Below are 25,650 nucleotides of genomic sequence, written 5' to 3' on the forward strand. Positions count from 1 at the left end.
TGCTCGCCGCTGCGTCGACGCCCACCGCTTGGTCGATGCTCACCGTGTCTCCCCTGCTGCCGATGCTCCCGTCGTGGTCAGTTCCCCGGCCCGGCCGCTGATGACGGTCAGCGTCATCAGCGCCACGATCAGGGTCACCTTGTACGCCTTGCGGAAGTACTCCACCGGCGTCGCGTCCGCCGGGGCCCGCTCGGCGGCGGAACGACCGGGCATCGAACCGTCGGCGGCCTGGGCCGCGGCGAGCATCCGCAGGCAGGCCGCGCCGGACGGGGTGCGCCGCGGGTCCGCGCCCAGGCAGCACTGGGCCAGCACCAGCTTCGCGGCGATGTCCCAGTCGTCGAGCCGTACGAAATGGTCCGTCAGCCGCTCCACGACCCGCAGCGCCCGGTCGCGCTCGTCCTCCGTCAGGCCGGGGTCACGGGTGCCGAAGTCGCTGAGGTAGAAGAGCGTGTGGGCCACCCGGCAGCCGTCCAGATCGGCCACGGGCAGCGTGGCGGCCGGCGGCAGCGGACTCGCCTCGTACAGCTCCCGGTACGACGCGAACCGGTGCTCGGCGCCGGCGAGATCGGCGTAGAACCGGGCCTCCAGATGAAGGAACGGCGGCTTGCGGCCGGGCGTCAGATAGCCGCTGGACGCCAGCCGGGTCAGCACGGCGCGCGGCGCGTCGCCCAGGGTCCCGCCCGGTGCGAGCGCCGCGTACATCAGCTCGAACTGCGGTGCGTACCGCGCCTCCAGAGTGAGCAGGCGCACGAAGTCCGGCCGCCGCCAGGCCTGTTCGACGACCGAGGTGACCTCCGCCAGGGCGGGGTCGCCGGGCGCGCACCTCTCCCACTGGCGCCGGAGCGTCGCGAGCTGCAGCAGCGCCTTCACCCGCGGAGTCACCGGCAGTTCGGCATGGGCGGCCGGCGAGTCGAGGTAGGCCGCGTGCAGCCGCATCCACTCCCGGGCGCCCGCCGACAGGCTCGTCACGGCCTCATCGAGGCCCGCTGGTCGCGTACTCATGGTTCTCCTTCGAGAAAGCGGAGGCCTGGACCGGGAGAGCGGACGCCCCGGCGACCTGCTCGACGACGTCGGCCGCACGCTCCGCGCCGTCCGCCGCGGCCAGCCTGCCGCCGAGCGCCCGCGCGTGGGACCGCAGGCCGTCGTCGCGCCAGGCGGACTCCAGCAGGGCCGAAGCCGGCACAGAAGGACTCTTCGGGAAGTGCAGGGCCACACCCGCGCGCAGACAGGCGCCGGTGAGCAGGGGTTGCTCGGAGCCGTTGGGGGACAGGGCGAGCGGCCGGCCGCGCAGCAGCGCCGCCAGCACCGGGGCGGAGGTGCCGTTGCTCAGCACCAGCCCGGCACGGTCGACGAGCGGGCCCAGCCACGGCTTGCGGACCAGCAGGATGTCGGCGTCCGGCGCGGGCCGCGGATCGGTGGACCGGCCCTGTTCGACCACGGCCTGGAACCGGCCTCCGGTGAAGGCCTCGTTGAGCCGGGGCCACAGACTCCTGCCCTCGAAGAAGCGGCCCAGATGGACGTAGACGACCGGCTTGCCGGACCGGGCCAGGTGCTCGTCGACCGCCGCGACCTCCCCCGGGTCGGGCGTCGGCTCCCAGGACAGCGGCCCCACATGCCGGACCCGCTCAGGCAGTTGGGCGCCGGGGTACTCGAGCGCCGGGTCCCCGCGCAGCAGCAGCGCGTCCCCCAGCAGCGCGCCGTCCCCCCACCGGCAGGCGCGCCCGGCCAGACCGGCCTGGTCCCGTACGGCGGCGTGGAGCAGCAGGCTGTCGCGGGTCCGGCTCTCCCGGGTCCGGCCCAGCTGCGGCTCGCCTTCGCCGCCCGACCGGTAGTCCCACAGATGGACCGAGAGCCCGACCACCACCACCGGCAGATCCAGCGCCTCGGCGGCCACCAGGGCGCCGTTGCAGAGTACGGAGGTGACCAGCAGGTCGGCCCCCGTGTCCCGGGCCGCGTGCAGGACGGCCCGGTACTGGGCCGGCCCGGTCTTCCCCCACCACGTGGCGGAGAACGCCCGGCGTCCGCCGAACTCCTCCGCCGCCGCGAACGGCAGCCCGGCCTGCGCCACGACGGGCGCGACGGATTCACGGCCCAGGACATTGATGTCATGTCCCCGCAGCCGCAGTTCACGGCCCACGGCGAGCACCGGGTAGAGATAGCCGCCGTCGCTGAGCGGGCAGAGCAGGACCTTCACGACGAGCCGCTCCCTCTACGTGTCCGGTGCCGGGACGGATGGCCGCGGGCCCCCGGCTCCGGCAGAGGACTGCCGGGAACCGGGTGGCCCGCGCGGTGCTCAGGTGCGAGTCCGCCGTGTCAGGAGAGCTCGCTGGAGTTGTTGATCACGCAGCCGGAGTCGACGACCTCTTCGGTCTCGCCGTGCGCGACGACCTCGATGTCCTCGTTCTCGGTCGGCTCGGGGTTCGTGTTCTCGGGCATGTGGATCCTCCTTGGTCGACGGCGTCGCTGCGCCGGCTGAGAAAGAACGTACGGACGCCCGGTATGGGAACGCCTGACCGGCGGTTCGATGCCGGTAAAAGCCGACCGTGCGCCGCCGCGCCGCCCCGCAAGCCGCCCCCGCATCCGGCCGTACGACCCACCCGACCTGCGAATTAACCGATCGCCAGGCGACCACGAACCGGAACTGTGCCGACCGCGGACACGATCCGGGGCATGCTCCGCGCGCGGCACGAGCTCGCGGGGAGGAGACCCGGAGGAGACGACGTGGACCTGGCGGAGCTCATCGGCCTGCGGCCCGTGCCCTGCGGCGGCCTCCTGGTGGCGCTCACCCGCCGCTGTCCCCTGAGCTGCGCCCACTGCTCCACGGACTCGTCCATGGCGGCCACCGAACGTCCTGCCCCGGATCAACTGCTCGACTTCATCGGCTCGTTCGGTGCGGACGACCGCCCCGAAGTGGTGCTGCTGACCGGCGGCGAACCCCTGCTGCTGCCCGGACTCGCCGCCCGGATCGCCGGTCTCGCACACGCCGCCGGCTCCCGGGTCGCGCTGCTCAGCGGGATGTTCTTCGCCCGCGACGGACACGTACCCGACCGGATCATGCGCACGGTCGAGGCCCTCGACCACTTCTCCGCGAGCCTGGACGTCCACCACGAGCGCGAGGTCCCGCGCGCGCAGACGCTGCGCGCCCTGCGGACCGTGCTCGACGCCGGCGTCCCCGTCAGCATCCACCTCACCGGCACCGGCCCCGACGACCCCTACCTCGCGGACGCCGTCACGGACATCCACCGCACGTTCGGCCGCCAAGTGCCCCTGCTGGTCAACGAGATCAGGCCGCTCGGCCGCGCCGCGGGCCTCGTCCCGGCGACACCGCCCGGACCGGACGGCACCCGCGCGGCCCCCTGCACCCTCGCGGCCTGGCCGGTCGTCGCCTTCGACGGGACCGTCGCCGCCTGCTGCAACCAGTGGACCGTGGACCGCCGCCCCGTCCCCGCGCATCTGCGGCTCGGACACATCGCCGACGACGACTGGCCGACCGTCCGCGCCCGCTCCCTCGACTCCCCGGTGCTGCGGATGCTGCGCACCGTGGGACCCCGGCGGCTGCACGCCCGCTACGGCGGTACGCCCGCCCCGGACGGCTACTGCCGCAGCTGCCACGCCCTCGCCGACCACCCCGACGTCCTCGCGGGCGCGGCCCGGGACGCCGGCGGCCGGGTGGGGGAAGTCCTCGACCGGCTCGGCGCCGCACAGCAGCGCGCCGCCGGACCCGCCGCCCTGGTCCGCCGCCTGGGCTGCGCCCGCTACGCGCACCTGGTGGAGTCGCCCGTGCAGGACGGGAGCCTTCGATGACGGCCCCCGCGTCCCTCGCGCTGCGGACCAAACTCACGCCCGTCACACCGGTGTTGCGGGCGGCGACCGCGGCCCTGTGGCGCCCCGACGGACTGCGGCAGCGCTACGTCCGCTATCTGACCGCCATGCATCCGCTCGTACGGGCCTCCGTGCCGCTGCTGGAACGCGCCGCCGAACGGTGCGCCGAGTCGGCCGACCTCGCCGCGTACTACATCCGGCACGCGGAGGAGGAACGCGACCACGACACCTGGCTGCTGGAGGACCTCGCCGCCGCCGGTGCCGGACCGGCCGCCGTGCCGCACCCCGTCGTCGTCGAGCTGGCCGGGGCGCAGTATTACCGCATCGAGCACGAGCACCCCGTCGCGCTGCTCGGCTACATCGCCGTCCTGGAGGGCAACGCTCCCGGGCCCCGGCTCGCGGACCGGCTCACCGAGGCCACCGGGCTCCCGGCCGGGGCGTTCCGCACCCTGCGCGAGCACGCGGAGCTCGACGGCGGCCACCTCGCCGACCTGCACCGGCTGCTCGACGACCTCGCCCTGACCCCGGACCGGCAGACCGCCGTGTCCGTCAGCGCCCTGCACACCGCCCAGCTGCTCACCCGGCTCTTCCTCGCCCTGGCCGCCGACCCTGGAGGACATCCGTGACCGACAACGACCCGTCCCGGCCCACCCTGGCGACGCTCGCCGCCGCCGGGTTCAACGTCGACGCCCTCAGCGACGAGCAGCTGGAGGTCGTGGCCGCGCTCACCCCGGAGGAACTGGCCCTGCTCATCGAGATCCGGGGACGGCTCGACGCGGCCGCCCCCGAGGTACAGGCCCACGCCGACGTCGCGGGCGGCGCCCTCTTCTGACCCCCACGCCCCGCGCCCACCCGGAGGAACCCATGCCCTGCGCCTCGTGCCGCGCCGCGCTGCCGCCCGACGCCCGGTTCTGCCCCGCCTGCGGCAGCCCGTGCGCGACCCGGCCGGTCACGGCCAGGCCGACCGGCCGCAAGGTGGTGACCCTCCTCTTCTGCGACCTGGTGGGCTCCACGGCACTGTCCGGGGCGCTGGACGCGGAGACCCTGCGCTCGGTGACACTGCGCTGGTTCGACCTGATGCGGCAGCGCATCGAGGAACAGGGCGGCACCGTCGAGAAGTTCATCGGGGACGCCGTGATGGCCGTCTTCGGCGTGCCGACCGTGCGCGAGGACGACGCCCGCCGGGCCGTCGCCGCCGCCCTGGCCATGCGTGAGGCGCTCGCCGCCTTCAACGCCTGGCTGGAGGAAGCCGTCGGCGTGACGCTGGAGATGCGCATCGGCGTCAACACCGGTCAGGCCGTGACCGGTTCGGCCACCCTGCGCCAGGCGATGGTCTCCGGCGAGGTCGTCAACATCGCGGCCCGCCTGGAGCAGAACGCCGCCGCCGGGGAGATCCTCATCGGCCCCGACACCCTGGCCGCCGCCGGACCGGGCGTGCGCACGACACCGACCGGGCCGCTGCTGCTCAAGGGCAAGCGCGACCGGGTCACCGCCCACCGCCTGCTCGGCCTGGACGAGAAGGACGACCCCGAGGCGCTCCGCCGTTTCGACCTCGCCTTCGTCGGCCGTACACGTGAACTCGCCCTGCTCGACGAGGCGTTGGACCGGGTCGTCCGAACCCGCCGGGCCGGCCGCCTGGTGATCGGCGGGGAACCGGGCCAGGGCAAGACCCGACTCGTGCGCGAATGGCTCCAGCGCGCCGGAGGCTCTCCCGGCGGCGGCCCCCGCAACGGTGTCGGACGCTGTCACGCCCGAGGTGAACAGCCCAGCCTCGGACCGCTCGCCGACGCCGTGACCGACCTGCTGAACACCGGCGCCCCCGCCGAGCCGACACCCGAACTCGACCTGCTCCGCCAGGGGTTGCTCCTGGACGGCACCCCCAACCCCTCACCCGCCGACACCTGCGCGGCCCTCGCCAAGGTCCTCGCCGACCTGTCCCGCACCCGCCCCGTCGTCCTCGTGCTCGACGACTGCCACTGGGCCGCACAGCCGCTCTTCGACGCCCTCGACCGGCTGCTGCGCGCCCTCGCCGACGCGGCCGTCCTGATCGTCCTGCTCACCCGGCCCCCCCTCTTCGACGCACGCCCCGAACTGGCTCAGGACGCCGTACCGCTCGGCGGGCTCTCCGACGCCGACGCGCGGCTCCTCGCCGCCGAACTGACCGGCCGTACGACGGACGGCGAACCGCTCGCCGCCCAGATCCTGGCCAGAGTGGGCGGAAACCCGCTGCACCTGGAGCAGCTCCTGCTCGCCGGACAGCCCGTCGACGCCGACCACGTCCCGCTCCCGCTCCAGGCCCTGATCGGCGCCCGCATCGACGCGCTCGACCCGCCCGAACACCGCGCCCTGGGCCTCGCGTCGGTCCTCGGCGGCGACTTCACCGCCGCCGACATGGCCGCGCTCGCCGGGCGCCCCGAGGAGACCTGGACCCCGTCCGAGCTGCGCTCCACGCTGCACCGGCTGGTCCGCCACCGGCTGATCCGCCCGCACGGCGACGCCTTCCGCTTCGCCGGAGGGCTCATCCAGGAGGTCGTCTACGCCAGCCAGTCCAAGCAGGACCGGGCCGACCGGCACGAACGGGCCGCACGGCTGGACTCCGTCCGTGGCCGAGGCGACGCCGCGGTCGGCGCCCACCTCGAACAGGCCCACCGCTACCGCGTGGAGCTCGGCGCCCAGGACCCGCACACCGACCGCCTGCGCCGCCGCACCGCCGACGCCCTCGCCGAGGCCGGCCGCCTGGCCCTCGCCCACGCCGACCCCGCCTGGGCCGCCGACCTCCTCTCCCGAGCCGCCTCCCACTACACCCCCGGCGAACCGGGCCGCACCCCGACCCGCCGCCGCCTCGGCCAGACCCTGCTCGACCTAGGCCGCGGCGAGGAGGGCCGGGCCCTGCTGGAGGAGGTCCTCACCGAGACGGGTGCCTCCGGCGGTGGGGCGGGGGCGGGGGCTGACTTGAGGGGCGGGGTCGCGCTGGAGGGCGTGGAGGCCACCGCCGGTGGCTCGGGCGACATCGAGGTCACCGACTGCGGCTCGGGCGCCGTGGAGGTCACCGGCCGTGGCTCGGGCGCCGTAGAGCCCTCCGCCCTTGATGCCGACTCCGTAGCGGCTGTCGCCCGCGGTGCGGACGCCGTAGAAGCCTCCGCCCGTGACGCCGACTCCGTAGAGGTCGTCGCCTGCGGCGTGGACGCGGTGGAGGCCCCCGCCCGTGGCTCCGGTGCCGTAGAGCCACCCGCCCACGACGCGCACGCCGAAAAGCCCACCGCCCACAGCACCGCCCCCACCCCCGACGCCGTAGAAGCCGCCCACGCCCGGCTCGCCCTCGCTTCCGCCGGGCCCGTCGCGGGGCGGGAGGGCGAGTCGCCCGCCGAGGCGGCTGCGGCGGCGTTGCCGGTGTTCGCCGCGGCCGGGGACGAGCTCGGTCAGGCGAGGGCCTGTCTGCGGCTCGCGCAGGCCGCGCAGGAGCATGGGCGGCACCGGGCGGCGGAGCGGCTGCTGGATCGCGCGTTGCGGCATGCGGTGCGGGCCGATGCCGAGCCGGAGCGGGCTGCGGCGCTCGGGGCGGTCGGCGTGTCGCTCTGGCGCGGCCCCCAGCCGGTCGAGGACGCCGTGGCCCGCTGCCGTGCGCTCCTCGCCGACCAGGGGCCCGGCCGCCGGGCCGTACGGCTGACGCTCAACTGCCCCCTGGCGGTGGTGCTCGCGCTGCACGACGACCGCGACGGCGCCCTGGCGTGTCTCGCCGAGGCGGAGCACCTCGCCAAGGGGCTCGGCTACGCCGAGGCCGACGCCTTCCTGCCGATCTTCACCGCGACCGTGGCCGACCTCGCCGGCCGCGCGGATGAGGCGCTGGCGTGTCTGGAGCGGGCAGCCTCGGCCGCGCGGGACCTGGGCGCGACGGCGCTGCTGCGCAGTGCCCTGCTGGACGCCGCCCGTATCAGGCTGGACCTCGGTGACGTGCCCGCCGCCGAGGCCGCTCTCGCCGAACTGGCCGGCCCGGCCCGGCCGCGTGCCGAGTCGGCCGACCTCGACGGGCTGCGCGCCCGGATCGCCGCCGCGCGCGGACACGACGGGACCGCGACCCGGCTGGCCGCGAGGGCGTCGGCCACCGCGGCCTGCACCGACTCACCCATCGTGCAGGGCCTCGCCGCCCTCGACCTGGCCCGCACCGCCCTCGCGCTGGGCCGCCCGGCCGACGCGGCCCCGGCGGCCCTGCGCGCACGCCGGCACTTCGCGGCCAAGGGCCACCTCCCGGCCGTACGCCACGCCGAGGCCGTGGCCGCCGGATGCCACGGCGTCACCGCAGCCGGACAGGAGGCACGACGATGACCACCGCGCAGCGACCGGCGCCCGGACTCACCTGGGGCCTGCGGGGGCGCGGCCCCGCCGACGTACCCGTGGAGGCCGACGGGCCGCCGGACGCGCCCCCGCAGGGCCTGGTCGGCGGGACCGGCCGGGGTGTGCGCGTGTGCGTGGTCGACTCGGGCGTCGAACCCGACCACCCCATGGTCGGCCCGCTCGACGGCTCCTGGCGCGTCTTCAAGGACGACGACGGCGTCCACGTCGAGGAGACCGACGAGGGCGACGCCTGCGGCCACGGCACCGCTTGCGCCGGGATCATCCGCCGCACCGCGCCGGAGTGCGAGCTGACCAGCGTACGGGTGCTCGGCGAGCGTTTCTCCGGCAGCGGGGACGTCCTCCTCGAAGGCCTGCGCTGGGCGGTGCGCCAACGGTTCGACGTGGTGAACCTGAGCCTGTCCACCAGCCACGCCCGCTTCGTGGAGGAGCTGCGCCGGCTGGCCGACGAGGCCTACTTCCAGCAGACCGTGATCGTCGCCGCGGCCCACAACACGCATGTGGAGAGCTTCCCCTGGCGCTTCTCCTCGGTGATCTCGGTCGGCAGCCACCAGGAGGACGACCCCGACCTGCACCTGTACAACCCCGACCCGCCGGTGGAGTTCTTCGCTCCGGGGCAGCGGGTCCAGGTGGCCTGGCTCGGCGGTACGTCGATCCGCAGCTCCGGCAACAGCTTCGCCACCCCGTTCGTGGCGGGCCTGTGCGCACGGATCCTGTCGAGCCGGCCACGGCTGACGCCGTTCCAGCTGAAGAACGCCCTGTATCTGTCCGCAGCCAACGTCCGTGTCCACGGACGCCGGTAACGACCGGCGCCGGAAGGGAAGCCCCATGGCCCAGACGATCGTCCCCGCCGTGTCCGTGAGCCCCAGGCCCGATCCGGCCCTGGCGGAGCTCCTGCAGTCGGTGGTGGACACCGCGCGCGCCATCTTCGGCGCCCAGGCGAGCTCCATCATGCTGCTGGAGGCCGCGGCGGACGAGCTGGTCTTCGAGGCCGTCTCCGGGCAGGGCCAGGAGTTCCTGGTCGGCCGGCGCTTCCCGGCGGGCCGGGGCATCGCCGGCTGGGTCGCCGCCTCGGGCGAGCCGATGGTGGTCGACGACCTGCGCGACAACACCGCCTTCGACCGGGACATCGCCGAGTCCACCGGCTACGTCCCGAACGCCCTGATGGCCGTCCCCCTCCTGCACGGGGAGCGCGTCCTCGGCGTCCTGGAGGTCCTCGACCCGTCCCCGCAGGCCCGCGCCGGCCTGCCGGAACTCGACCTGCTCTGCCTCTTCGCCCGCCAGGCCGCCGTGGCACTGCACCTGCTGACCCGACAGGCCCCCCGCCCCCCGCTCCCGCCCGCCCCCGAGGACCGCACCGAACTCCTGCGCCTGCTCGGCGAGGCCCGCCGCCTCCTCGGCGGCTGACGCCGACGCGGCAGGTGCGCGTGCCGGGCCCCGCGACGCCGGCATGATCCGGAAGACAGGCCCTACCCGCGCGCCGCCCGGCGTTCCCGCAACAGCGTCCGCACCGTCCCGACCGGCGGCGGCGACGCCGGGCCCCGCAGCAGACCCGCTCCCCGCTCAAGTGCCGCGTCGGCCGTACGGAGTTCGATGTCGACCAGCGCCCGCATCAGCGGCCGTCCCTCGGGCGCGGCCAGCTCGCTCTGCCGTCCGGCTGCCAGCAACGCGGCCCGCGCCAGCCGTACTTCGTGCGCCACCAGCTCACCGAGCCCGGCCGGCCGGCGGCCCTCCTTCAGCTCCTCCACCGTCACCGAGAAGCGCTTCAGCGTCTCCTCGGGGATGCCGAGCCGGCCCTCCCGCAGGTCCTCGGCGAGGTCGTTGACGAAGTCCAGCCGCTGGCTGCCGTCGATGAGCGTCCGGCATGCCGCGCGGAACCGGCCGTCGTCGTCCTGCGGTCCCAGCAGCGTGGCGACCATCATGAACGCGGGATGCGAGTAGGCGTCGACATACGCCTGGTAGTCGTCCTCGGTGGCGAAGCCCTCGAACTCCGACTCGGCCGTGGCGGTGGACAGATACTCCGTCACGACCGGGCGGAGCCGCGGATACGAGCCGATCGTGTGCAGCAGCGTGTGGATCAGCGGGTCGTCGGCACGCCCGGTCTCCAGCGCTGTGCGCACCTGCCCCTCCCACGCCGCCCACGCGGTGGCCCGCTGTGAGGTCGTGCCGGTGTCGAGGAGGTTGTCCCCGTGGTGCATGAAGGCGGTGGCGGCCATCGCATGGGGGAGCACGGCCGGTGGGAGCAGGACCCGGGCGGCCAGATAGGAGCTGCGGCGGAAGCGGCGTACCACCTTGCGCTGGGCGGAGTAGGCCCGGCGCAGCCCGGGTTCATGGATTCCCGCGGCGTCCAGGCCCCGCTTCCACACGCTCATGCGCCGATCGTAGGCGGCCGTCGGAGTGGAGCAGTTCGGCGGGGCTGCCGGTGGCGACGACATGGCCGTCGGCGAGGGCGATGAGATGGTCGGCCGCCTGGACGGTGGAGGGCCGGTGGGCGATGACCAGGAGGGTGCACTCGCGGCTGATGCGGCGCACCGTCCGGCGCAGCGCGGCCTCGCCGACCGGGTCGAGCTGGGAGGTGGGCTCGTCGAGGAGCAGCAGCGCGGGCCGGGCGAGCAGCGCGCGGGCGATGGCGACGCGCTGCCGTTCGCCGCCGGACATACGCATGCCGCGCTCGCCGACGTCCGTGTCGAGGCCTCCTGGGAGCCGGGCCGCCACGGTGTCGAGGTCGGCCAGGGCCAGGGCGCGGCGCAGTTCGGCCTCGCCCGCGTCGGGGGCGGCGTACAGGAGGTTCTCCCGCAGCGTGCCGTACAGCACCGGCGCCTCCTGCTCCACCAGCGCCATCCGGCCGCGGGACTCCGACCGGTCCAGGCCGCGCAGGTCCTCGCCGCACAGCAGGATGCGGCCGCGGTCGGGGTCGTAGAACCGCTCGGTGAGCGCGAAGACCGTCGACTTGCCCGCGCCCGACCGCCCGACGAGCGCGGTGGTCCGCAGCGCGGGCACCTGGAACGACACCCCGCGCAGCACCGGCCGGCCCGGCTCGTAGCCGAACCACACGTCCCGGAACTCCAGCGCGACGTCCCCGCGCCGCGGCCTCGGCGCCACGGACACCCGGCCGGTCCCGCCGGACCCGGGCTCCGGCGGCAGCCGCAGGGCCTCCTCGATGCGCTGCAGGGCACCGCTGCCCTGCTGGAGCGCGCTCATCGCCTGGAAGACGGCGTCGATCGGCATCACCAGATACGTCATGTACAGCAGGAACGCGACCAGGTCGGCGACCGAGCCCTCGCCCTGCGCGACCCGCAGACCGCCGACCAACAGCACCACCAGGAAGGAGCCGTTGACGGCGAGCCGGGTCGCCGGGCCGATCACCGCCTCCAGGCGGGCCATGCGCAGGCTCGCCGTGTACGCCCCGCGCGCCTGGACGGCGATGCGGTCGCACTCGCGCTCCTCGGCCCGGCTGGCCCGCACCGTGCGGATCGCGCCGAGGGCCCGCTCCAGATCGGCGGCCATGGCGCCCACCGCCGTCTGCCGGTGCAGCGAGGCCCGCCGCAGCCCGCGCAGCGCGCCGGCCACCGCGAGCCCGCCCACGGTCACCAGCACCAGCACGATCAGGAAGAGCACCGGGTCGAGCCACACCATCAGCGCCACGGCACCCGCCACCCCCACCACGCCCGTCACGGCGTCGGCGAACGAGTCCGCCACCAGCCGGCGCACCTCCGCGCCGTCCGTGCCGAGCCGCGAGATCAGATCCCCGGTGCGCTGCCGCTCGTACACCGGCATCCGCAGCCGCAGCAGCCGGCCGATGAGGCCCAGCCGCAGCCCGAGGGTGACCTGTTCGCTGGTGCGGGCCAGCACATAACGCGCGGCCGTCTCCACCGCGGCCTCCGCGACGAACAGCCCGACCAGCGCCACGACGAGGCCGGCGGAGACGCCGCCGGCGCCCGCGTTCTCGATGACCTGCCGGACCAGCAGCGGCTGCGCGAGCGCCAGACCCGCCCCGGCGAGGGTCAGCGCGCAGGCGAGAAGGACCCAGCGGCGGTACGGGCCCAGCAGCCGCAGCACATGCCGAAGCCCCGCCGGGCCGTCCGGCGGCCGAGGACCCTCGGGTGCGGCCATGGCGTCCTTCACGGGACGGTGAACAGGGTCCGGAAATAGCCGGGCGGGAAGTCCTCGCCGACGGCCTCCCCGTCGGCCTCCACCCACGCGTGCGCCCCGAACGGCGAGGTGTAGCGCACCCCGAGGCACCAGGCGGGCCAGCTGCCGTGCAGCCGGCACAGCAGTGCGGTGGCCAGCGACCGGGCCAGACAGCCCTCGGGCCCGCCGCAGGCGAGACTGACCGCGACCACCGTGTCCCGCGCCTCTTTCGTCTCGGCGGTCCCGGCGGGCCGGGCGCCGCGCCGGAGCAGTCCGAGGACGCCGCGGATCCGGCGCGGCGAGCGGGTGGCCAGCAGCCGCGCCGCGCCCACCACCGCATGGGCCTCCAGCCGCCGCGGAAGGGGCACGGCCCGTGGATCGTGCGGGACCGCCGCCTGCATCGTCATCGCGGACCACCTCCCTACGGTGCGCCGGGCGTCGTCGTCTCGATCAGCCCGGCCGTGCGCAGCGCGGCGACCAGTTGCTCGACGTCGTGTTCCGCGGTGGCGGTGTCGACGGCGTACTCCTCGGCGATCCGCCGGGTCGCCTCACCGGACGTGCCGCCGTCGAGGAGCGTGCGCAGCACGACCGCGCCGGTCGGGTTCAGCGCCCAGTAGTCGCCCGAGTCCTCGTCGAGCAGGGCGATGCCGTCCTCGGTCGGGGCGAGCGACACATGGCCCCGCAGCCTCACATCCATGTCTCCTCCTGGTTCGGTACTCCGGTGGCCTGCCGCTCGACGGAACGCAGCCAGGTCTCGCAGGCGATCGTCTGGTAGAGCACGTCCATGCCGAGCCGCGGATCGAGCGGCCGGGCGCACACCTCCCGTACGGCACCGGCGTCGATGAGACCCAGCCGCGCGAGCCGCGAGTCCTCCCACAGGGCGAGCAGTTCGGCCCGGTGACGGCGCAGGCCGGGCGCCTCGTCACAGTCGGCGGTGGCCTTGGTCTGCCGGGCGCGGCTCTCCTCGGGGACGACCCCGCGCATGGCCTCGACGATGAGCGGCTTGTACCGCCAGGGGGTGATGCGGTCCTCGGGCCGTACGGCGAGACCTGCCTCGACGACCCGGTCGTCGTAGTACGGCGAGCCGACCCTCACCCCGATGCGCGCGCCCAGCTCCTCCACCTCGGCGGCGACCCGGGACACGGCCTGCATGGCGGCCAGCTCCCGGTGCTGCCCGCGGCGTTCGGCGAGCGGCGCCGCCTCGCGCGCGGCCCGGCGCAGAAGATCGCGTACGGCGCTGACGGCGTCCGGCGTCGTCCAGGGCGGCAGCCGCGGGCTGAAGCCCCAGGCCAGCAGCGGTTCGTTGAGCGGCGGGGGCGGCTCGGTGAGATGGCCGGCGACGGAGGCCAGCCAGGCCCCGTACGGGCGGCCGTCGGCGAGCTGGCGCAGCACGGCGGCACGCGGCCAGCGGTACTTGGCGGTGAACCCGCGGACCAGCCGGGCGGCGAACGCGGGGCGGGTGCGCGCCAGGGTGTGCAGATGGGCGAGCGACCCGTACAGCAGCTCGTCGCCGCCCATCCCGGTCAGATGGGTCCGCGACCCGAGCGCGGCGGCGCGGCGCACGGTGACGAGCCCGCGCTCCCGCTCGCCGCCCAGCGTGGGCTCCTCCAGCGGATCGTCGAGGCGGTGCACGCCCGCGTAGAACAGCGGCACGTCCTCGTGCGGGATCACATGGTGCTCCACGGCGTCGAGCGCGGCTGACGTGCGGCCGGCCCACAGGACGTCGTCGCCGCGGGCGTCGCGCAGGGCGACCGTGCAGGCGATCACCCGCGGCGTGCTGCGGGCGGCGAGCGAGCAGACGGCGGTGGAGTCCAGACCGCCGAGGTCACAGCTGACCGTGGCGTGGCCGTCGGTGCGTACGGCGACCGCGGCGGCGAGGGCGTCCCGCAGGGCGGGTGCGCCCTGTGCCATCGGCACCACCGGCTCCGGCGGTGTCCACCAGCGGACCTGCCGGGGCCGCCCTGCCGTGTCGAGGAGGAGGTAGCTGCCGCCGGTCACCTCCGAGACCGCGCGCCAGACGGGCGTACGGGTCAGCGGCGGCAGGATGAGCGGTTCCAGCAGCCGCAGCGCGAGCCGGGACTCGTCGGGGGGAGCGCCGGTCAGCCGGGCGAGGACGTCGGCCCGGTCCGCGGCGACGGTCACCTCGCCCACGCGCGCGTGGCAGACACGGCGCATCGACGTCACGCTGCCCTGGACGCGTACGACGCCGTCCACCGACGCGATCAGATGGGCGCTGCCGGCTGTGCTCCGGGCCAGGCCGTCCAGTGCGGCGGGCCCGTGCAGGCGCGCGGCGGCGTCGGACAGCTCCTGCGCTGTGCGGGAGTGCTGGCCGAGGAGGGCGATGCGGTTGCGGCCCGCGCCGCCGAGAGCCAGCGCGTGGCGGGGCCAGCGGCCGAGGAGCCAGGGGCGGCCGGAGGGATGGTCGATCCGCTCGGGGGCGAGATCCCGCAGGACCGTCGCGGCGGGCTCCGCCGACGGGGAGTCGGGCAGCACCGCGAACCAGCTGGGTGTCGGTTCCGGGGACGTGCGCGTCACCGCCCTCCTGCGCCAGGTGGCGGGCCGGGCCGCAGCGACCTGCGCCGCCCGGTCCGCCGGGTGGGATGCGATCCTTCGGCGTCAGAGAAGCTGGTGCCGGAAGAGCAGGTCTCTCGGACCATGCCCGCCGAGACCGGTGAGGCTCCTGAAGGAGCCCGCCAGGGTCAGGGTCGGAGGCTCGTACGTACGCATGCCATCCACCTCCCTTCTCCACGCTCTCACGTACCCTTCCCATACACCCTAATCACCAAATATGCGGATTTCTCTGGGAATTAAGATAGGCGAAGCTTCAACTACTCAGTCGGGGCGGGTGACTTGGCCGACCACGTTTGCCCGTCGTCGGAACGCCTGACACTTTTTGCACACTTTCTGCATGGGGTCCGGAATAACCCGGCCAGGGGTGGTGTTCCCGGGGCTGTAGTTGATGGATCAACTAACAGTGCTAGCTGTTCATCGTCGACGGCGGAGGGGTGCCGATGGCCCCGAACGGAGGAAAGATGACCACCGACTTCAACGGGTACACGCCGAACGACGGTGTGGCGCCCGACCGTTGGGCCAGCGCCCTGCACCTCTTCGACAACGGCCCCGGCGCGCCGCGCGAGGAGACCACCGCCGAGCGCTGGGAGCGCGCGCGGCTGCTGTTCGAGGCCAAGGACTACGCCGGTGCCGCACGACTGCTCGCCGCCGTCGTCGACGAGGTCCCGGAGCAGACCGGCCCCCGGCTGCTGCTGGCCCGCGCCTACTACCACTCCGCCCAGCTCGGCCGCGCCGAGGAGCAGTTGCGGATCGTCGTCGAACGCGACCCGGTCGAGCACTACGCCCACCTGATGCTCGGCCGCACGCTGGAGCGCCAGGGGCGCGCGCAGGAGGCGGAACCCTGGCTGCGGATGGCCGCCGCGTTCGCGGGAGAGTTCCCGGCCGACGACTGACCGCGACACCGATGCCCGGCCCTGAGGGGAGTCCCCCGTCAGGGCCGGCGGTTGCCCGCGAACACGTTCGACACTACGGTCCGCTGTGATCAAGCCGGCCGGAGGGGGAGTCGCGGTGGCGGAGCGCACGGCAGGGGTCATCCACAATCCGGTGCTGACCGGCTCGCATCCCGACCCGTCCGTGCTGCGGGTCGGGCCGGACTTCTACCTGGCGACGTCCACGTTCGAGTGGTGCCCCGGTGTACGCCTGCACCACTCGACCGACCTCGTGCACTGGCGACCCCTGGGCGGCGCCCTCGACAGCACCCGGCTGCTGGACCTGACCGGCTGCCCGGACTCCGGCGGCGTGTGGGCGCCCAACCTCACCTACGCGGACGGCCTGTTCCACCTGCTCTACAGCAACGTCTCCACATACGAAGGCGGTTTCACCGACTGCCCCAACTATCTGATCACCGCCCCTTCGGTCGAAGGCCCCTGGTCCGAGCCGCGGTTGCTGCACGCACGGGGCTTCGACGCCTCGCTCTTCCACGACGGGCCCGACTCCTGGCTGCTCAACCTGGTGCACGACTGGCGCCCGGGGCAGGGCGGTTCGGCCGGCCTGGAGGCGCACCGCCTCGACCGGGCCACGCGCCGTCTCGTCGGTGAGCCGGTCCGGATCGCGCTGCCGCCGCAGGCCGGCTGGATCGAGGGACCCAACCTCTACCGCCGGGGCGGGTGGTACCACCTGCTGACCGCGGACGGCGGCACGGGCTACGCCCACCAGGTCACCGTCGCCCGGTCGCGCACCCTCACCGGGCCCCTACGAGCGCGACCCGCACGGCCCGCTGATCACCGCCCGCGACCACCCCGAGCTGCCGCTGCAGAAGGCCGGGCACGGCAGCCTGGTCCAGGCCGGGGACGACGAGTGGTACCTGGCCTACCTCGCCGCCCGTCCGCTCGGCCGGCGCGGACCCTGCGTACTCGGCCGCGAGACCGCTCTCGCGCCCGTGACCTGGACACCCGACGGCTGGCCCCGCACCCAGACCGGCCTGCCGGCCACCGAGGTGCCCGCCCCCGCGACGCTCCCGCCGGCCGGCCGGGACACGCCCGCGGAAGACGGGGCCGACGGCTTCGACGCCCCCGTCCTGGGCCCCCACTGGTCGACACTGCGCCGCCCTGCGACCCCCGACTGGCTGTCCCTCACCGCACGCCCGTCGCATCTGCGGCTGCACGGCGGCCGCTCTCCGCAGAGCCTGGTAGGCCCCAGTCTGGTGGCCCGCCGGGCGACCGCGCCGCGGCTGTCGTTCGAGGCGACCGTCGAGTACCGGCCGCTCACCTTTCAGCACCTCGCGGGCGTCACGGCGTACTACAACACCCGCAACTGGCACTACCTCCACCTGACCGCCGACGACGACGGCCGGCCCGTGCTGCGGGTCGCGAGCTGCGACCGGGGCGTGCTGAGCGTCGATGAGGCCGGTCAGGTGCCCCTCGGGGATCTCACCCGGCTGCGGCTCGGGCTGGAGACGGACGGGGCCGAGCTGCGGTTCCACCACGACGCGGGCGCCGGCCGGCGGCCCATCGGCCCGGTCCTCGACGCGACCGTGCTGTCCGACGAACACGCCGAGGAGATCGAGGACGGCCGCATCCGCTCCCTGGGCTTCACCGGGGCGTTCGTCGGCCTGTGGGCCTGGGACCTGACCGGGCAGGGACGGTACGCCGACTTCGACGAGGCGGAGTACCGGACCCTGCCGTGAGCGGGTGCCTCGCGGCGGTGGGGCGTCCGGGCGGCGCGACCGAGTGATTCCCGCGGGGATCGCGCTCCGCCCGGCGTGGGCGCGGGCCGATCCGGCGCGGTCGTGAAGATCATGACCATATGCTTTTCGAACGTATCCGCTCACGGGCGGCGTTACTGCTGCTCGGCCTCGCGGCCGCCGCTGCCGCCGCGGGCCCGGCCCCGCCGGCCGCCGCCGACGGCACGGGGACGAGCGGACTCGCGCTGGAGGTGTCGGTGAACACCCGCCCCGGCCTCGGCGCGCTGAACCCGGGCATCCGTTCCGGGCGCCCGGTCCTCAGGACGTACCGCCTGATCAACCGCGGGGGAGCGGACCTGTACGACGTCCGGGTGACCGACCCGGGTATGCCCGGGGTGCGCATCCGCTGTCCCGGCGGCCGTGACCACATCCCCTTCCTGCGCGGGCTGAGCTCGACGGCATGCATGGCCCAGACCGTTGCCCGGCAGGGGACTTGGGTCACCGACGTGACGGCCCGTGGCCGCATCCCCTATCTGCACACCGAGTCCCGCGCGCGGGCCCGGTCGGGTTACGCCGGTGTCGGCGGTGCCCTCGTCCTGTCCGAGTCGGTCCGGGTGAGCGGCACCCGGGCCGTCGTCACGTACATCACGAGCAACCTCGGCAACCGTGCCGTTTACGGCGTCCGAGTCACCGACGCGGTGCTCCGGCCGGCCCGGATCGACTGCGGCGGGCGCGGCGCCGTCGTGGCGCACCTGGCCCCCGGCCGGTCCGCGCGGTGCACGGCGGTGGTACGGCGACCGCCCGGCACCTACCCCAGCGCGGGCCTCGCCCGGGGTGACGACCGCCTCCATACGCTCGGGCCGTACGGGCGGAGCGAGCCTCCGCCGCTGCTCACGGCACGGGACGGGGTGCGGTTCACGATCCCGAAGCGGCCACCGCCACCGCCTCCGCCTCCGCCCCCGCCCCCGCCTCCGCCCCCGCCTCCGCCTTCACCTCCGTCCCCGCCTTCACCTCCGCCGGGCGCGACCGTGCCTGTGCAGCCGACCGCCTCGGTCCCTCCTCCGTCCGCTCCCACTCCCTCGGCCCCACCCGCGCCGGGGGCCCCGCCGCCGCCCGCCGGTCCACCGGTCGGACTGCTCCCTCCGCCCGTGCTTCCGGTCCCGCCCGGCGTGGCGCCACCGCCTCCGCCACCGCCGCCGGGGATCGCCGCACCCGGGGTGGCCGGGGCGGGGGAGGCGGCGGCGCCGGGGGCGGCGCCGGGGGCAGCGGCGGAGGCCGGTGAGCTCGGGGCAGCCGCCGGCGGCACGGCCGCCGGACCGGGCGGCGGTGCCGCCGCAGGGGCCGGAGGCGGGACCGCCGCGGGTGCGGGCGCGGGAGCCGCCGGGGGTGCCGGTGCCGGTGCTGCGGCCGGTGCCGGGGCTGCCGCGGGTGCCGGGGCTGCGGCGGGCGCCGGGGCTGCCGCGGGCGCTGGGGCTGCGGCGGGGGCGGGGGCGGGAGCTGCCGCAGGCGCGGGCGCCGGGGCTGCCGCCGGTGCTGGTGCGGATGCCGGGGGTGCCGGTGCCGGTGCTGCGGCCGGTGCCGGGGCTGCCGCCGGTGCCGGTGCCGGAGCCGCCGCCGGCACTGGCGGCGGGGCCGTCGCCGGGCAGGGCGAAGCTCCTGCCCCACCCGACCGACCCGATCAGGGCACCCCTGAGACACCCGGCGCCCGGGCCACCCCGCCCCGCGACCAGGCGCACACCCCCGCCACCCCGCTCCTGCGCCGCCTGATCCGCGCCAACGGCGAGCCCACCGGACTGGGCATTCTCTCCATCCTGTTGCTGCTGCTCCTGCCCGCCGCCGTGGCGGCCGCGGTCATCGGATCGCGGCGCCTCGGCCCCTAGGGCCCGAGGCCCCAGGCATGTACGTCCGCACCCAGAGGAGCCACTGACCCCGATGACCGAGACCTTTGCCATCGTCCTCGGCTGCGCCCTGCTCGCCGCCGCAGTCGTCCTCGTGAAGAACCGCCTGTGGCCGCTGGGCGCGGACGAAGAACCGCGCGAGGACGTGGCGGAGTACATCTCGATGATGGTCGGCGTGCTGTACGCGCTGGTGCTCGGGCTGTCGATGGTCTCGGTCTGGGACACGCGGTCCGGGGCGGAGGAGCATGTGCAGGCCGAGGCGAGCGCCGCGCACCAGATCCGGATGCTGTCCGAGGGCCTGCCGCCCGCGCAGGCCGAGCACACCCGCCAGGGCATCGAGGCGTACGTCCGGCATGTCACGAAGGCCGAGTGGCCGGCCATGGAGGAGGGGTCCTTCCCGGCCCAGGAGGGCTGGGTGCTGCTGGACCGCCTGCGGGCCGAGGGGCAGGTCCCGGCGGGCGCCACCGCGGCCCAGCAGATCACCGCGCAGGAGTCCCTCGCCCAGCTCAGCGCCCTGGGCGAGGCCCGGCGCGGACGGGAGACGGACGCCGGGGAGTCGCTGTCGCCGGTGCTGTGGTTCGGGCTGATCGTCGGTGGACTGCTCACCGTCACCTTCATGTTCATGTTCGGCGTGAAGCGCAACCTCACCCATGTCGTGATGGTGATGGGCCTGACCGCCCTGATCACCTTCACGGTGCTGCTCATCCACCAGATGAACACCCCGTTCAGCGGCCTGTTCGCGGTGGACGACGGCCCGTTCACGCGCTACTTCGGCACCTGACCGCACGCACCCGGTGTGTCAGCCCAGGTCGAACAGGTTGGGCAGGCCCAGCCGGTACCGGGTCAGATCGTGCCGCCGCAGCGGCGCCAGCTCCGGCGCCTGGAACAGCGGCGTGACGGTGCAGCGCGGAGCCGTCGAACCCGTGCGGTCCAGCAGGGCGTTGACCGCCTGGCGGGCGGAGGCGTTGGCGCCCTCCATGGTGGCGAGGTCGATGTCGACGGCCACATAGTCGCCGGCGAGGTAGAAGTTGGGGACGCGCGTGCGGGCCGAGGGGCGGTGGTGGAAGGTGCCGACCGGGTGGATGAGGAGCTCGTCGTCGTTCACGGGGTTCGGGGTGCCGAGGCCGGAGACGCCCGGGTCGAGGTACCACGAGTGCAGGGCGCTGTCCTTGAGGACCGTGCGGCCGGTGTCGTTGAGCGCGGCCTTCAGCTGGGCCCACACCTCGCGCGCCACCTGGTCCCGGGTGCACTGCTTGGCCGTCCTGCCGTAGAGGATGCCGGGACGGTCCCACTCGGAGATGTCGACGGACAGGCAGTTCACCGCCGTACCGTCGCCGTAGTCGGTGGCGAAGTCGCGGTCCGGCCAGTGCTCGGCCTGCTGGATCGCGGTCAGCGACCAGGGGGAGTCGATGAGGTTGAGATGGCCGTGCAGGAGCGGGGCCGACTCGGTCAGATAGAACTGGATGCCCGTCATCCAGTCCGTGCGCAGCGCGTCGCAGCGCGCGAGTTGGGGGTCGGCCGCGCGCAGGGCGGCGCCCCAGGTGCGGCGGGCGTGCTCGACCGGCATCGCCGAGATGTAGTGGTCGGCCGTCACCCGCTGCCGTACGCCCTGTGGGTCCTCGATCAGCGCGGCGGTCACCCGTCCGTCGCCGTACGCCACCTCTCGTACCGTCCAGCCGATCCTGAACTGCACGCCGAGGGAGGTGAGATGGGCGGTCCAAGGGTCGATCCAGGCCTCGTTGGTGGGGGCGTCGAGGATGCGGTCGAGCGGGCCGTCGGCGCCGCGGCCGAGCGCGTTGAACAAGAACACCTCCAGGAGTGAGGCGACCGTTCGGGTCGAGGCCTCCTCGGCCTTGGTGGCGACGATGTTGCGGGTGACACCGACGGCGAGGATGCGCTGGTAGTCCTTAGACATCCGGGCCGCGCCGGTGAACTCCCACCAGGGCCGCGCCTCCCAGGTGTCGTCGCGCCGCTCGGCGCAGCTGGTGAGGAAGACGACGAGCCGGTTGACGAAGTACGCCACCTCGTACGCGGGGATCGCGGTGACCGTGTCCAGGAGCGCCGTCAGCGCGCGCCGGATCTCGTCGAGGGTCAGCTGCGCGCCCCGGTGGCCCGGCCAGGGCAGTGGCGCGCGCAGATCCTCGCGGCCGGTGCGGGCGAACGCCATCTCGGGCGGCGCCACGAGGTTGTCCCACACCCCGTTCGGATTGCCGGGGAAGGGGATGCGCCGCATGGTGTCCGGCAGGTTGTGATAGATCCCCGGGATGAACCGGAAGCCGTGTTCCGCGGGCAGCGGCCGACGCCCGCCCCGCGCGCTGTCGGGTACGTCCATGGAGCGCGCCTTGCCGCCCAGCGCCCGGCGCTCGTACACCGTGACGCGAAAGCCGCGCTCCGCCAGCTCATGAGCCGCCGTCAGGCCGGCGACGCCACCCCCCAGTACGGCCACCGTGGGTGCCCCCGAGACCTCGGCGCCGCCCGTCGCCGCCACCGCGGGTCCCGCGACGGGAAGCCCGACCGCTGCCGCGGCCGCTCCCGCACCGGCCCCCGCCAGAAACGTCCGCCGCCCGCTGAACCGCCCCATGATCCGGCCCCCTTACCGTTGGTAACCCAGTGGTAGGCGCAGGAGCATACGGACGACACCCGAACCCCGGAAGACACGTGCGACGCTCTGGCCGAATTACGGCGCTTGCCGGCGGCTCTCCCCGTCCCGGTCTCTGACCAGCGGCTTCGACCCGCCGGTGGCGGATAGCGGCCATGGCGGGAATCCGTCAGTCCGCGGGGCACCGCGGGGCGTGCGCGTCTGTCAGTGTCACCGGTCAAAGCACTTCCGGCTCACGTGAATTGGGGATACGCATGCGTGCGACTACGCGCCTGGCCCTCGGTGCGGCGACCGCCGTGGCCCTGGCCGCCACCGCGGTCGTGCCGTCCGGCGCCGCACCACAGGACGACGGACCGGTACACAGACCCATCGTCGGCAGCACCCCGGACGGCAGGAGCGCGGCCACGGTCACGCTCGTCACCGGCGACCGTGTCGCCGTGGCCACCGACGCCGCCGGACACAGCACGGCGGTCGTACTTCCGGGCGCCGACGGTGAGGAACCGCTGGTGCAGACCCGGCAGTACCGAGGCGACCTGTACGTCTACCCGGCGACCGCGGCCGAGGCGCTCGCGGACGGTCTGGTCGACGAGGAACTCTTCAACGTCACCGGCCTGATACGCCAGGGCTACGACGACGCGCACTCCGCCACGCTGCCCCTCATCGCCCAGTACGACTCTCAGGCCGGCGCCGCCCGCAGCACACCGGCCACGCCCCGTGGCGCCGAGCGCGGACTCGCCCTGCCGGCCGTGAACGGCGTCGCCCTTCAGGCGGACAAGGACACCGCGGCGGCCTTCTGGCGGGACGTCACCGAGCCGCGCACGCGGGGCACTTCGGCCCTGGAGCGGCTGTGGCTGGACCGCAAGGTCACCGCCACACTCGACCGCTCCACCCGCCAGGTCCACGCCGACCGCGCCTGGGCCGAGGGCCTGGACGGCACCGGCACCAAGGTCGCCGTCCTCGACACCGGTGTCGACGCGGACCACCCGGACCTGACCGAACGTGTGGCCGCCGCCCACGACTTCACCGGTTCGGCCTCCGGAAGCGAGGACCACGTCGGCCACGGCACGCACGTCGCCTCCACCGTCGGCGGCTCCGGCGCTGCGAGCGACGGCCGCAACAAGGGCGTCGCGCCGGGCACTTCGCTGCTCGTGGGCAAGGTGCTCGACGACTATGGTTCCGGCCAGAGCTCCTGGATCATCGCGGGCATGCAGTGGGCCGTCGACCAGGGCGCCGATGTGGCCTCCATGAGCCTCGGCTCCAGCGTGATCGGCGCCTGCGACGACCCGATGGCCCAGGCGGCCCGGGAACTCGGCTCCTCCACCCGCACCCTGTTCGTCGTCGCCGCGGGCAACTCCGGGCCGGGCACCGAGACCGTCTCCTCGCCGGGCTGCGTCCCCGAGGTGCTCACCGTCGGCGCCGTCGACCGCGACGACACCACCGCGCCCTTCTCCAGCCGCGGCCCCGTGGCCGTCACCCACACCCTCAAGCCGGAGATCGCGGCCCCGGGCGTCGCCGTCTCCGCCGCGCGCGCGGGCGGCCGCGGGGTGTACGCCTACACCGGCATGTCCGGCACTTCCATGGCCACCCCACATGTCGCGGGCGCCGCGGCGATCGTCCGCCAGGCCCACCCCGACTGGACCGCCCAGCAGGTCAAGGCCGCCCTGGTGGGCTCCGCCCGCACCGGCGGCGAGGTCGCGGACGCGGGCGAGGCCGGCGCCGGTGTCCTCGACGTGGCCGCCGCCGCCCACCAGCGGGTGACCTCCGTCCCGGCCGTGCAGGCGGGCACCTACGCCTGGCCGCAGACCTCCGCCGACCGCACCGGTGTGGACGTGCCGTTCACCAACACCGGCCGGAGCCCGGTCACCCTCGACCTCGACCTGGACGGCGTCCGCGGCAACGACGGCAGCCGCGTCACCACGCCCGTCGCCCGCCTCGGCGACCGACGCGTCACCGTCCCGGCGGGCGCGACCGTGCGGGTGCCGCTGCGCATCGACCCGACCGCCCGGCTCAAGGACGCCCAGTACGGCGCCGTCACCGGCCGCGTCCTCGCCACCGGCCGCGGCACGCACGTCTCCGTGCCCTTCACCCTCTACGTCGAGCCGGAGACCGTCACCCTGGACGTGAAGGTCCTCGACCGCGACGGCGAGCCCGCCACCGGCGCCTCCTCCCTCGACGTCGTCTCCCTGGACGCCGACCGCGGCGAGCGCCGCCCGACCGACGGGGCCGTGCAGACCTACCGCGTCCGCCCCGGCGACTACCTGATCAGCGCCTTCGCCGTCGGCTACGACGACACCGACGCCCCGGCCTCCGTCACCTACCTGGGCCGCCCGCAGACCCGGATCACCAAGGACACCACCCTGGTCCTGGACGCCCGCCGGGCCCACCGCATCCAGGTCGCGACCGACCGCCCGTCGACCGTGGCCCGCACGGCACTGTCGTACGCCCGTGTCTGGGACGACACCTGGCTGCTGAGCGGCGAGCTGTCCGCGACCTCGGCCGTGCGGGACTACTACGCGTCCGTCGACCGGCGGGCGACGCACGGCACCTTCGAGTTCCGCTCGACCTGGCGCGCCCTCGGCACGGACGACGACGGTGGCGCGTACGTCTACAACCTGTCCTTCCCGACCGCCGGCCCGCTGACCGGGCCCCGCACCCACCACCCGCGCGACGGACAGCTGGCCCGCGTCACCGAGAGGTGGAACGCGGTCGGCAAGGAGGCCGACTACCGCGACGCGCTGAGCCTGCGACCGTCCTGGAGCGGCGACACGTACGTCACCGTCGGCCTGCTCGACCCGGTCCATGTGCCCGCCACGCGCACGGCGTACTACACCACCGGCGACGACGCCTGGGAGCACGGGGTGATGAGCAGCTTCCCGTGGGGCGCCTTCCTGTTCGACCAGGACCGCACGTACGCGCCCGGGGACACCCGCACCGAGGAGTGGTACCGCGGGGTGCTCCGCCCGGCCGCCGCCCGCGACCAGGACGGCGAGCCGACGCTCGCGGCCGAGCGGCAGGGCGGTCTGATGGGCTTCCAGAGCGCCTTCTGGGTCGACGGCTCCGGCGACCACTGGTCCGGCGGCGCCTCCTTCGGTGACATCGGCAACCTCGTCCTGAAGCGCGACGGCGAGGAGATCGGCACCAGCAGCTGGCCGTTCGGCGTGTTCGAGGTCCCGGCCGGCGACGCCCGCTACGAGCTGACCCAGAACCTGCTGAAGCTGCCCAGCTCCGACCGCAACTGGCACCGCTCGACCGCGATCACCACCACCTGGGGCTTCCGCTCCCACCTGGAGGAGGACGTCTTCTCCCGCGGCCTGCCGATCCTCTTCCCGTCGTACGACGTCCCGGTCGACGGCCTGAACACGGTCCCGGCCGAGAACGGTGTGCGCATCGGCGTCACCGCCGAGGGACACGCCGGGTACACCCCGGGCGCCCTGACGGAGGTGTCCCTGGCGTACTCCTACGACGGCGGCACCACGTGGACCGAGGCGCGGACCGTCCGTGAGGGCGGCGCCTGGACCGCGGTGCTCGACCACACCGGCGCCTCCGGCAAGCCGGTCACCCTGAAGACGGAGATCACCGACGAGCGGGGCAACACGGTCGCGCAGACGGTGACGCGCGCGTACGACGTGCGCTGACCCGCCGCCCGCAGGGCCGCC

At 74.8% G+C, this 25,650-nt stretch carries 21 protein-coding genes and 2 pseudogenes; 13 read left to right on the plus strand and 10 right to left on the minus strand.

The features are described 5' to 3' along the window. Window positions 1-39 precede the first annotated feature (39 nt). The 3 genes from RKD23_RS33710 to RKD23_RS33720 all read right to left on the minus strand — a co-directional run bounded on the left by RKD23_RS33710 (window position 40) and on the right by RKD23_RS33720 (window position 2,436). A complete protein-coding gene (locus RKD23_RS33710) occupies window positions 40-1,002 on the minus strand; it encodes a DUF6895 family protein (RefSeq protein WP_424857141.1) in 963 nt (320 codons plus the stop codon). Continuing rightward, window positions 974-2,194 (minus strand): glycosyltransferase, encoded by a 1,221-nt coding sequence (locus RKD23_RS33715; protein ID WP_424857142.1) that lies wholly within the window; start codon window positions 2,192-2,194, stop codon window positions 974-976. The genes RKD23_RS33710 and RKD23_RS33715 overlap by 29 nt, the downstream gene beginning before the upstream one ends. Before the next feature lie 119 nt (window positions 2,195-2,313). Next, complete coding sequence (locus tag RKD23_RS33720; RefSeq protein ID WP_404039011.1) at window positions 2,314-2,436, minus strand: hypothetical protein; 123 nt, start codon at window positions 2,434-2,436, stop codon at window positions 2,314-2,316. 285 nt (window positions 2,437-2,721) lie between these two features. Between RKD23_RS33720 and RKD23_RS33725 the strand changes: the two genes are divergently transcribed. The 6 genes from RKD23_RS33725 to RKD23_RS33750 are packed head-to-tail and all read left to right on the plus strand — an operon-like array spanning window position 2,722 to window position 9,579. Then, a complete protein-coding gene (locus RKD23_RS33725; RefSeq protein WP_424857143.1) occupies window positions 2,722-3,804 on the plus strand; it encodes a radical SAM protein in 1,083 nt (360 codons plus the stop codon). Next, window positions 3,801-4,448: a hypothetical protein gene (locus tag RKD23_RS33730; RefSeq protein WP_424857144.1), complete on the plus strand. Its 648-nt coding sequence runs from the start codon at window positions 3,801-3,803 to the stop codon at window positions 4,446-4,448. The genes RKD23_RS33725 and RKD23_RS33730 overlap by 4 nt, the downstream gene beginning before the upstream one ends. Further along, window positions 4,445-4,654: an aroma-sacti cluster domain-containing protein gene (locus RKD23_RS33735; RefSeq protein WP_424857145.1), complete on the plus strand. Its 210-nt coding sequence runs from the start codon at window positions 4,445-4,447 to the stop codon at window positions 4,652-4,654. The genes RKD23_RS33730 and RKD23_RS33735 overlap by 4 nt, the downstream gene beginning before the upstream one ends. A gap of 32 nt (window positions 4,655-4,686) precedes the next feature. Further along, window positions 4,687-8,145 (plus strand): ATP-binding protein, encoded by a 3,459-nt coding sequence (locus RKD23_RS33740; RefSeq protein WP_424857146.1) that lies wholly within the window; start codon window positions 4,687-4,689, stop codon window positions 8,143-8,145. Further along, complete coding sequence (locus RKD23_RS33745) at window positions 8,142-8,975, plus strand: S8 family peptidase (RefSeq protein ID WP_424857147.1); 834 nt, start codon at window positions 8,142-8,144, stop codon at window positions 8,973-8,975. The genes RKD23_RS33740 and RKD23_RS33745 overlap by 4 nt, the downstream gene beginning before the upstream one ends. Before the next feature lie 25 nt (window positions 8,976-9,000). Further along, a complete protein-coding gene (locus RKD23_RS33750; RefSeq protein ID WP_424857148.1) occupies window positions 9,001-9,579 on the plus strand; it encodes a GAF domain-containing protein in 579 nt (192 codons plus the stop codon). 62 nt (window positions 9,580-9,641) lie between these two features. Here RKD23_RS33750 and RKD23_RS33755 read toward each other — a convergent pair whose 3' ends face one another. The 6 genes from RKD23_RS33755 to RKD23_RS33780 all read right to left on the minus strand — a co-directional run bounded on the left by RKD23_RS33755 (window position 9,642) and on the right by RKD23_RS33780 (window position 15,030). Next, window positions 9,642-10,544, minus strand: coding sequence for a squalene/phytoene synthase family protein (locus RKD23_RS33755; RefSeq protein ID WP_424857149.1), 903 nt, complete (start codon window positions 10,542-10,544; stop codon window positions 9,642-9,644). Next, entirely contained in the window at window positions 10,501-12,285 is a 1,785-nt protein-coding gene (locus RKD23_RS33760) for an ABC transporter ATP-binding protein (protein WP_424857150.1), read from the minus strand. The genes RKD23_RS33755 and RKD23_RS33760 overlap by 44 nt, the downstream gene beginning before the upstream one ends. Before the next feature lie 8 nt (window positions 12,286-12,293). After that, window positions 12,294-12,710 carry a lasso peptide biosynthesis B2 protein gene (locus tag RKD23_RS33765; RefSeq protein WP_424857151.1) on the minus strand — a complete coding sequence of 139 codons (417 nt, stop codon included), beginning with the start codon at window positions 12,708-12,710 and terminating at the stop codon, window positions 12,294-12,296. A 14-nt stretch (window positions 12,711-12,724) separates the two neighbouring features. Beyond that, window positions 12,725-13,000 (minus strand): lasso peptide biosynthesis PqqD family chaperone, encoded by a 276-nt coding sequence (locus tag RKD23_RS33770; RefSeq protein WP_424857152.1) that lies wholly within the window; start codon window positions 12,998-13,000, stop codon window positions 12,725-12,727. Continuing rightward, window positions 12,991-14,838, minus strand: coding sequence for an asparagine synthase-related protein (locus RKD23_RS33775; RefSeq protein ID WP_424857153.1), 1,848 nt, complete (start codon window positions 14,836-14,838; stop codon window positions 12,991-12,993). Before RKD23_RS33775 ends, RKD23_RS33770 begins: the two co-directional genes overlap by 10 nt. An 81-nt stretch (window positions 14,839-14,919) precedes the next feature. Continuing rightward, a complete protein-coding gene (locus RKD23_RS33780; protein ID WP_399644456.1) occupies window positions 14,920-15,030 on the minus strand; it encodes a keywimysin-related RiPP in 111 nt (36 codons plus the stop codon). Window positions 15,031-15,335: 305 nt separating this feature from the next. Here RKD23_RS33780 and RKD23_RS33785 point away from each other — a divergent pair, with 305 nt between their 5' ends. The 6 genes and pseudogenes from RKD23_RS33785 to RKD23_RS33810 all read left to right on the plus strand — a co-directional run bounded on the left by RKD23_RS33785 (window position 15,336) and on the right by RKD23_RS33810 (window position 20,176). Then, the gene (locus tag RKD23_RS33785) at window positions 15,336-15,767 is read left to right on the plus strand and encodes a tetratricopeptide repeat protein (RefSeq protein WP_424857154.1); all 432 of its coding nucleotides are present in this window, start codon (window positions 15,336-15,338) and stop codon (window positions 15,765-15,767) included. A 181-nt stretch (window positions 15,768-15,948) separates the two neighbouring features. Beyond that, a pseudogene (locus tag RKD23_RS33790) lies at window positions 15,949-16,500 on the plus strand (family 43 glycosylhydrolase); the annotation flags it as partial. 118 nt (window positions 16,501-16,618) lie between these two features. Then, window positions 16,619-16,720 (plus strand): annotated as a pseudogene (locus tag RKD23_RS33795) (hypothetical protein); the annotation flags it as partial. A gap of 33 nt (window positions 16,721-16,753) precedes the next feature. Continuing rightward, complete coding sequence (locus RKD23_RS33800) at window positions 16,754-17,500, plus strand: hypothetical protein (RefSeq protein WP_424857155.1); 747 nt, start codon at window positions 16,754-16,756, stop codon at window positions 17,498-17,500. A gap of 119 nt (window positions 17,501-17,619) precedes the next feature. Then, window positions 17,620-19,377 carry a hypothetical protein gene (locus RKD23_RS33805; protein ID WP_424857156.1) on the plus strand — a complete coding sequence of 586 codons (1,758 nt, stop codon included), beginning with the start codon at window positions 17,620-17,622 and terminating at the stop codon, window positions 19,375-19,377. Window positions 19,378-19,429: 52 nt separating this feature from the next. Then, window positions 19,430-20,176, plus strand: a complete 747-nt coding sequence (locus tag RKD23_RS33810; RefSeq protein ID WP_424857157.1) for a hypothetical protein — start codon at window positions 19,430-19,432, stop codon at window positions 20,174-20,176. An 18-nt stretch (window positions 20,177-20,194) separates the two neighbouring features. Here RKD23_RS33810 and RKD23_RS33815 read toward each other — a convergent pair whose 3' ends face one another. After that, on the minus strand, window positions 20,195-21,976 hold the full coding sequence (locus tag RKD23_RS33815) for a hydroxysqualene dehydroxylase (RefSeq protein ID WP_424857158.1): 1,782 nt from the start codon (window positions 21,974-21,976) through the stop codon (window positions 20,195-20,197). 272 nt (window positions 21,977-22,248) lie between these two features. On the opposite strand from RKD23_RS33815, the gene RKD23_RS33820 reads away from it, so the two are divergent. Next, window positions 22,249-25,629: a S8 family peptidase gene (locus tag RKD23_RS33820; RefSeq protein WP_424857159.1), complete on the plus strand. Its 3,381-nt coding sequence runs from the start codon at window positions 22,249-22,251 to the stop codon at window positions 25,627-25,629. Window positions 25,630-25,650 lie beyond the last annotated feature (21 nt).

The sequence above is a fragment of the Streptomyces sp. SAI-170 genome (genome assembly GCF_049739565.1).
Classification (GTDB): Bacteria; Actinomycetota; Actinomycetes; order Streptomycetales; family Streptomycetaceae; genus Streptomyces.